We start from the raw sequence: 7,083 nt of genomic DNA on the forward strand, positions 1-7,083 counted from the left end.
CGAACCGGCCGCGCACTTGCCGAGAATGATCGACACCTGCGGCACATAGCCGGACAGCTTCTCCAGCACCCGGGAGATATTGCCGAAGGAAGCGATGGAACCCACCGCGTCCTGAATCCGCGCCCCGCCGGAATCGTTGATCGTCACCACCGGGCAGGCATTGTCGAACGCGAATTGCAGTGCGCGCATGAACTTCTGCGCCGAGGTGATGCCGACCGACCCGCCGTACACGGTCTGATCGTGCGAGATCACGACCACCGGCCGCCCGCCGATCAATCCGCGACCGGTGACCAGTCCGTCACCGTAGAGCGCGTCCGCCTGCCCGGGCTGGCGTGCCAGTGCGCCGGTCTCGATGAACGTGCCGGGATCGAGCAGCATGTTCACCCGCTGCCGAACACTCGGAATGCCCTTCTTCTCCCGCTTGGCAACGCCGGCCTCTCCCGCCGGTTCCGCCGCCATCTCCAGGATCTTGGCTAGTTCATCGAGCTTCGCCCGCGTACCGATCACGCTGTGTGCCACCTTCTCAGCTAACAGTTGTGCACCAGCGAGGTTAAGCGGTAATGACGCGCAGCGGGGCAGCGAATGCGGCAAACGTGATAAATCACAGCTCGCGGGGGTCGCCGGTCCATTGCGGATCACGATGATCCAGATAGGCGCGGACACCTTCGCGCGCATCGGGGTGGGCCATGAGCGTCAGGTGGAAGTCGGTTTCCGAAACCCCGATTCGGGCCGCATCGTTCTCGAACGAGGACCACAGGAGTTGTTTGGACATCGCGACCGAAAGCGGAGCGGTGTTCACCGCGATGTCGCGCGCCAGCGCGTAGGCGGTCGGCAACACCTGCTCGGCGGGCAAAGATTCGATCGCCAGACCCCAGTCCCGGGCTTGGCGGCCATCGAATGTGGCTCCGGTCAACAGCAACTGCGCCGCACGCGAGACGCCGACCAAACGCGGCAGCGTCCAGTGCGAATAGGCATCACCGATCATCCCGCGCCGGGCTTGGGGAATCGCGTATTTGGCGTCCTCGGCCATGACACGGATATCGCATTGCAGTGCGAGCGTCAGTCCGATCCCGATGGCATGCCCGTTGACCGCGGCGATCACGGGTTTGCGCAGCCGCCACGCGGGCGGATTCACCCCCGCCGCACTGAATTCCGCACCCGGCTCGGTGAAAGTGGCGTCACCCGAACTCAAATCGGCACCGGCGCAGAACGCTGGGGGCCGACCGGTGAGGATGACGACCCGGACCTCGTCGTCGGCGTCGCACCGCCGGTACGCCTCGGACAACTCCGCGCCCATCGAGCGATTGAAGGCATTGCGCGTCGCAGGCCGGTCGAGGGTGATGGTCGCGATGCGTTCGTGGACAACGATGTTCAGGGTCTCCATGGGCATACCTCCGCACCCAACCCAACCCGCCCCACCCGCGCGACCGATAGCCCCGGTTCCGGTGATCGGAACGGCGACCGCCGCGCGCCCACACCGGTGATAGAGCTGAATCGTGCTCCTCGACGTTCAACTCGATGCCCGGCCGGACCAACTAGCCGCCCGCGCCGCGGAATTCGCCGCGCTCGGCGTCGACGGTCTGTTCACCTTCGAGGGCGCCCACGACGTCTTCGTCCCGCTGGCCGCGGTCGCGCCCACCACCGAGCTGGACCTGATGACCAATGTCGCGGTGGCCCCGCCGCGCAGCCCCTTGCACGCCGCCCACGCCGCCTACGACCTGCAAGCGCTCAGCCACGGCCGGTTCCGCCTCGGCCTCGGCTCGCAGATCCGCCCGCATATCGAGCATCGCTACGGCACGCACTGGTCGCGCCCGGCCGCCCGCATGGGCGAATTCGTCTCCGCCGTCAAGGCGATCCTGCACGCCTGGCAGACCGGTGAACGCCTGGACTTCCGCGGCGAATTCACCCGCCACACGCTGATGCCGCCCGCCTTCGACCCCGGCCCCAACCCCTACGGAGTACCGCCGGTGCTGCTGGGCGCGCTCGGCCCGCTCATGACCCGGACCGCCGCCGCCACCGCCGACGGACTACTGGTCATGCCCTTCAACAGCGCCCGCCACTTCCGCGACCGCACCATGCCCGCCGTGCTCGACGGCCTCGAACGCGCGGGCCGCGACCTCGCCGATTTCACGGTGGTACCCCAGGTGATGGCCGCGGTCGGCCGCACCGGAGACGAACTCGACCGGGCGCGCGAAGGAGTCCGCAAGCTCATCGCCTTCTACGCCTCCACCCCGGCGTACCTGCCCGTCCTCGAGGTCGAGGGCCACCCGCACCTGCAACCGACCCTGGAGGCCCTGGCCAAGCGCGCGGCCTTCGAGGAGATGGCCGCCCTGATCGACGACGATCTGGTCTCGACCTTCGCGGTCGTGGGCACGCCCGAGGACTGCGCCACCGAGATCGCGACCCGATTCGGCCCGGCCACCGAGCGGGTATGCGTGTACTTCCCCGGCTACACCCCCGCCCCGCAGCACCTCCAGGACCTGGCCACCGCCCTGCACGCGTTGCGCTGACACCGCGTCCCGCGATAAGCCGGTGAACGTCGGGTTCGCCCGTATCGTTCTCAGCGGGTGGGCCACCGGCGCGAGGAGGGGCAATGACGACCAACGGACAGTTGGCGCTCGAACTGAACGGTTTGTACAGGCGGTTCGGCGGCCCCTGGGTGGTCGACGGGGTGAGCCTGCACGTCCCACCCGGCTCGTTCTTCGGGCTGGTCGGCCCCAACGGTGCGGGCAAGACCACCACGTTGTCGATGGCGGTCGGCCTGCTGCGCCCCGATCAGGGCACCGCGCGCATCTTCGGCAGCGATGTCTGGATGGACCCGGTGCGGGCCAAGGCCGTGGTGGGTGTGCTGCCCGACGGCCTGGCCCTGCCGGAACGCCTCACCGGCCGCGAACTGTTGAACTACACCGGATTACTGCGCGGCATGGACAAGGCGACCGTGGTCGGCCGGGCCGACGAACTGCTGCACGTGCTCGAGCTGACCGGCGCGGAAAACACTGTCGTGGTGGACTATTCGGCCGGTATGCGCAAGAAGATCGGGCTCGCCACCGCCCTGCTGCACGCGCCCAAGCTCCTGGTCCTAGACGAGCCGTTCGAGGCGGTGGACCCGGTGTCGGCGGGCACGATTCGCACCATCCTGCAGCGGTTCGTGGCGGCGGGCGGTTCGGTCGTGCTGTCCAGTCATGTGATGGCGCTGGTGGAGAGCATGTGCGACCGGGTCGCGATCATCAATCACGGCCGCGTGGTCGCGGGCGGAACCCTCGCCGAGGTGCGCGGGGACGGGACCCTCGAGGAGGCGTTCGTGCGCTTCGTCGGCGGCCACCTCGGCGGCGAGGAGGGGCTGTCGTGGTTGGCGTCCTGATCCGCATGCGGCTCACGCTCATGCGCCGCAGCATGCGCGAAGGCCGTGCGGCCCTGAACTTCTGGATGGGTACCTTCGTGGGCGCGGTCGTGGCCGCGATCACCGCGCTGCTCATCGCCACGGCGCACAACACCGTGCACGGCGGCGTCACCATCGCGGCCGCGCTGTTCGCCGCCTGGACCCTGGGCTGGATCTGCGGTCCGGTGCTCACCGGCAGCAGCGATGAGACCCTGCAGCCCGAGCAATTCCGGTTGCTGCCGTTGACGACTCGGCAACTGGCGTACGGCCTGGCCGCGGCAGCGTTCGTCGGCCCCGCCCCGATCGTCAATCTGATCGCCTTCGGCGGGCTGGTACTGCTGGCCGCGCAGATCGGTGCGGGAGCAGTGGCGGTCGCCGTGCCGGGCGCACTTCTGCAACTGGTGTTCGTGGTGCTGCTGTCCCGAGTGGTGGTGGGCTGGCTGGGCGCGGCCATGCGCTCGCGGCGCGGCAAGGACCTCGGCGTGCTCTTCGCCGCCTTCATCGGATTGTCGTATTACCCACTGAACCTGCTGGTTTCGGCGATCGGGCCGAAACTCGACGGCGACCACGGCGCGCTGTCGGTGGTGCTGCGCGCCGTGCCGTCGGGCTGGGCGCCGTACGCCGTGGAGGCCGCCGCGCGCGGTGATTACCTGTTCGCGCTGCTGCCGTTGCTCGGGCTGGCGCTGCTGTCGCTGGTGCTGTGGCAGGCGTGGGCCGCGCTGCTGGACCGCCGCCTGACCACCCCGCCCGCCCCGGCGGGTCAGGTGGTCGACACCGACGACGGGTTGCTGGAACGCTTCGTCCCCGTCACCCCGGTCGGTGCGGTGTTCATCAAGGAACTGCGCACCTGGTGGCGCGATGGTCGCCGCCGTGCCGCATTGTTGCCGCTGCTGCTGATCGGATTCGTGCTACCGATCTTCCTGTCCATCCGATCGCACGGTAGCGGGACCGTCGTATTCTCGGGCGCATTCGTGGTCGGGCTGGCCAGCATGTCCGGCACCAACCTGTACGGATACGACGGCACCGCGGTCTGGCAAACCCTGGTGACCCCGGGTGCGGCCCGCGCGGATGTGCGCGGGCGCGCCTACGCCTGGCTGCTGCTGGTCGCGCCGCTGGCGGTGCTGGCGACGCTCGTCCTGCCGGGCGTGATGGGCCGCGCCAACCTGTATCCGTGGGCGCTGGCGACACTTCCGGTGCTGCTCGGCGTGGGTGTCGGCGGAGTGATGTTCATGTCGACGCACGCCGCGTTCGCCCTGCCGCCGCAGCGCGGCAACGCCTTCGCGGGTCAGGGGAATCCGGGCTGCGTGAAGGCGCTCATGCAGTTCGGCGTCCTCGGGGTGCAGTTGCTGGCGGCCGCCCCGGTGCTGGTGCTGCTGGGAGTCGGTGCGGGCCTGCGCATTCCACTACTGCAATGGGTGGCGATACCGCTCGGTCTGGTGATCGGCGGGTTTGCCGCGACACTCGGAATCCGCTGGGCCACCACCCGGTTGGAGACCAAGGGCCCGGAACTGCTGGCCGACGTCAAACCGCGCTGAGCTGCGCTTTTCCGGCCTTTGGAGCGCATCCGGACACTCCCGGAGCGCGACGCGCCGCTACTCGGATCGCGGTCGATCTCGTGTCCGAATTCGGGTAGCGCACTACTGCGGATATCTCCCGGTGCGTGACTCATTCTGAAACGAGTCCTCGAACCCTCTGGGAGACAGTGAAAGTGGATCAGATCCTGTATTGGAACGCGGTGGCGCTGGAGTCGGATCGCATGGCGCACACCGAGATCAAACCCGTGGAACGCGGGTCCCGCGGTCCGGCCGGCAGTTCCCGTGCCCTGGCCATGGTGCACCTGGCCATGCACGATGCCATCTTCAGTATTTTCGGTGCACCGCACGGCACCTGGCTGACCACCCCGCCGGTGGCCGCCAATGGCGCGGCACCCGACGCCGCCATCGCCGTGGCCGCGCACACCACCCTCTCGGCGCTCTATCCCGCCCAGACCGCACGCCTGGACAAGGCCCTGCGCGAGGCCGGGCTGCGGGGACCGGGCACCGGGCGCGGCAGCACGCACGGGCAGGCGGTCGGCCGCGCGGTCCTCCAGTGCCGCGCGGGGGATCCCACCCTCGCCGACACCGGCTACGTCCCCGATATCGCCCCGCCCAACCATCGTCCCGACCCGGCCAACCCGAAACAGGGCTACTACGCACCGCATTACGGTGCGCGCTCGCGCTGCTTCGCGGTCACCAGCCGCTACACCCTCGACCCGCCACCCAAGGGCAACGACCCTCGCTATCTGGCCGCCCTGCGCGAGGTGCGGGCCAAAGGCATTGCCGCCGAGGCGATCGCGGGACTGCCCGCCGGGTTCGCCGCCCGCACCGCCGACGAAACCCTGCGCGGGGTGTTCTGGGCCTACGACGGCGAGAAGCGACTCGGCAGCCCGCCACGGCTCTACAACCTGTTCACCCGCGAGATCGCCACCGCCCGGGGCAATGACGTCGAACAGAACGCCCGGCTGTTCGCCCTGGTGAACACCGCGCTCGCCGACGCGGCCATCCTGTGCTGGGACGACAAGTACCGGCACAACCTGTGGCGGCCGATCCTCGGCATTCGCGAATTCGACCCGACCCTGGGGCCGGAGGCCATGCCGGGCAACGGACTCGACGGGGATTGCGATCCGGGCTGGCTGCCGCTGGGCGCGCCCCGCAGCAACGAGCAGGCCGCCCCGGTGACCCCGGCGTACCCGGCCTACCCGTCCGCGCACGCCACCTTCGGCGGCGCGGCGTGGCAGACCGTCCGCCGCTACTACGACATCGCCGCCGACGGCCCCGACATCCTGGCCGACGGACTGGGTTTCGTCTCCGAGGAGTTCGACGGCGTCACCGCCGACTCGCACGGCGTGGTCCGACCCCGTCATGTCCGGCGCTTCACCGGCGGGCTGTGGCAGATGATGGAGGAATGCGCGCGCAGCCGCGTATTCCTCGGCGTGGCTTGGCCTTTCGATGCCTTCGGCACCGATCTGGCCGGGCGCATGGACCTGTCGCAGAACCTCGGCGGCGTCCGCCTCGGCCGCGATGTCGCCGACGACCTGTGGGCGAGCGGACTGCGGCAGGATCAGGCGGCCGGACCGCGGTTGCCGTGAAAGACGGCCGGTAGCACGGTGAGATCCACCGTCTCGGCCATGGCCCGGGCGCCCGCGTCATTGAGGTGCATGCCGTCGCCGCTGTCGAGGTCGGGCCGGATGAAGTCCCGGTCTTCCGGATTCTCCACCGCCGCGGCCACATCGAAGACGGCGTCGAACACATCGGTGCCGCGCAGCCACTCGTTGACCGCGCGCCGCACCGGAATGCCCTCGGCGACCGCCAGACCCGGGTAGATCGCCCCGCCGAACGGCCCGATGGTGTTGGCGTACACCGGCAGTCCCGCCGCGTGCACCCGCGCGGCCAGTTCGGTGAACCCGGCGATGAGCGCCTCGGCGGTGGCGGTGCCGGCCAGGATCAGGTCGTTTATGCCGAAGTTGACCCACACGGCCGCGACCCCCGGCACCGACAGCACGTCCCGCTCGAACCGGGCCAGGCCGTGCTCGCCGATCTCGTCGCTCAGCAGCCGGTTGCCGCCGATGCCCTGGTTGACCGCCCACCCGGTGGCCAGTCGCTCGTCGAGCACATCCACCGAACGCCGGTTCGCGCCATGGGTGGATCCGAAGCCCTCGAACCAGG

General features: G+C 69.5%; 7 protein-coding genes. 4 read left to right on the top strand and 3 right to left on the bottom strand.

From position 1 onward, the window contains the following. Both ACWELQ_RS32805 and ACWELQ_RS32810 read right to left on the bottom strand, forming a co-directional pair. A partial coding sequence (locus ACWELQ_RS32805) for a carboxyl transferase domain-containing protein (RefSeq protein WP_452400915.1) occupies positions 1-507 on the bottom strand: 507 nt, incomplete at its 3' end. Between the two features lie 94 nt (positions 508-601). After that, entirely contained in the window at positions 602-1,384 is a 783-nt protein-coding gene (locus ACWELQ_RS32810) for an enoyl-CoA hydratase/isomerase family protein (protein ID WP_452400916.1), read from the bottom strand. 112 nt (positions 1,385-1,496) lie between these two features. Here ACWELQ_RS32810 and ACWELQ_RS32815 point away from each other — a divergent pair, with 112 nt between their 5' ends. The 4 genes from ACWELQ_RS32815 (at position 1,497) to ACWELQ_RS32830 (ending at position 6,506) form a co-directional block, all read left to right on the top strand. Beyond that, positions 1,497-2,510: a TIGR03617 family F420-dependent LLM class oxidoreductase gene (locus tag ACWELQ_RS32815; protein ID WP_452400917.1), complete on the top strand. Its 1,014-nt coding sequence runs from the start codon at positions 1,497-1,499 to the stop codon at positions 2,508-2,510. A gap of 83 nt (positions 2,511-2,593) precedes the next feature. Continuing rightward, positions 2,594-3,361 (top strand): ABC transporter ATP-binding protein, encoded by a 768-nt coding sequence (locus ACWELQ_RS32820; RefSeq protein ID WP_452400918.1) that lies wholly within the window; start codon positions 2,594-2,596, stop codon positions 3,359-3,361. Next, positions 3,346-4,914 (top strand): hypothetical protein, encoded by a 1,569-nt coding sequence (locus tag ACWELQ_RS32825; RefSeq protein WP_452400919.1) that lies wholly within the window; start codon positions 3,346-3,348, stop codon positions 4,912-4,914. The genes ACWELQ_RS32820 and ACWELQ_RS32825 overlap by 16 nt, the downstream gene beginning before the upstream one ends. A 173-nt stretch (positions 4,915-5,087) precedes the next feature. Next, complete coding sequence (locus ACWELQ_RS32830; protein ID WP_452400920.1) at positions 5,088-6,506, top strand: hypothetical protein; 1,419 nt, start codon at positions 5,088-5,090, stop codon at positions 6,504-6,506. Here the strand turns inward: ACWELQ_RS32830 and ACWELQ_RS32835 are convergent. Continuing rightward, on the bottom strand, positions 6,479-7,083 hold a 605-nt coding region (locus ACWELQ_RS32835), incomplete at its 5' end, for a GDSL-type esterase/lipase family protein (protein ID WP_452400921.1). The two genes, ACWELQ_RS32830 and ACWELQ_RS32835, sit on opposite strands and share 28 nt — an antisense overlap.

Source organism: Nocardia sp. NPDC004722 (genome assembly GCF_053601505.1).

What these genes read in the sequence shown, in the direction of transcription:
- ACWELQ_RS32810 (WP_452400916.1), bottom strand. Translation starts at nt 1,384, where the DNA reads ATGGAGACCCTGAACATCGTTGTCCACGAACGCATCGCGACCATCACC.
- ACWELQ_RS32820 (WP_452400918.1), top strand. Translation starts at nt 2,594, where the DNA reads ATGACGACCAACGGACAGTTGGCGCTCGAACTGAACGGTTTGTACAGG.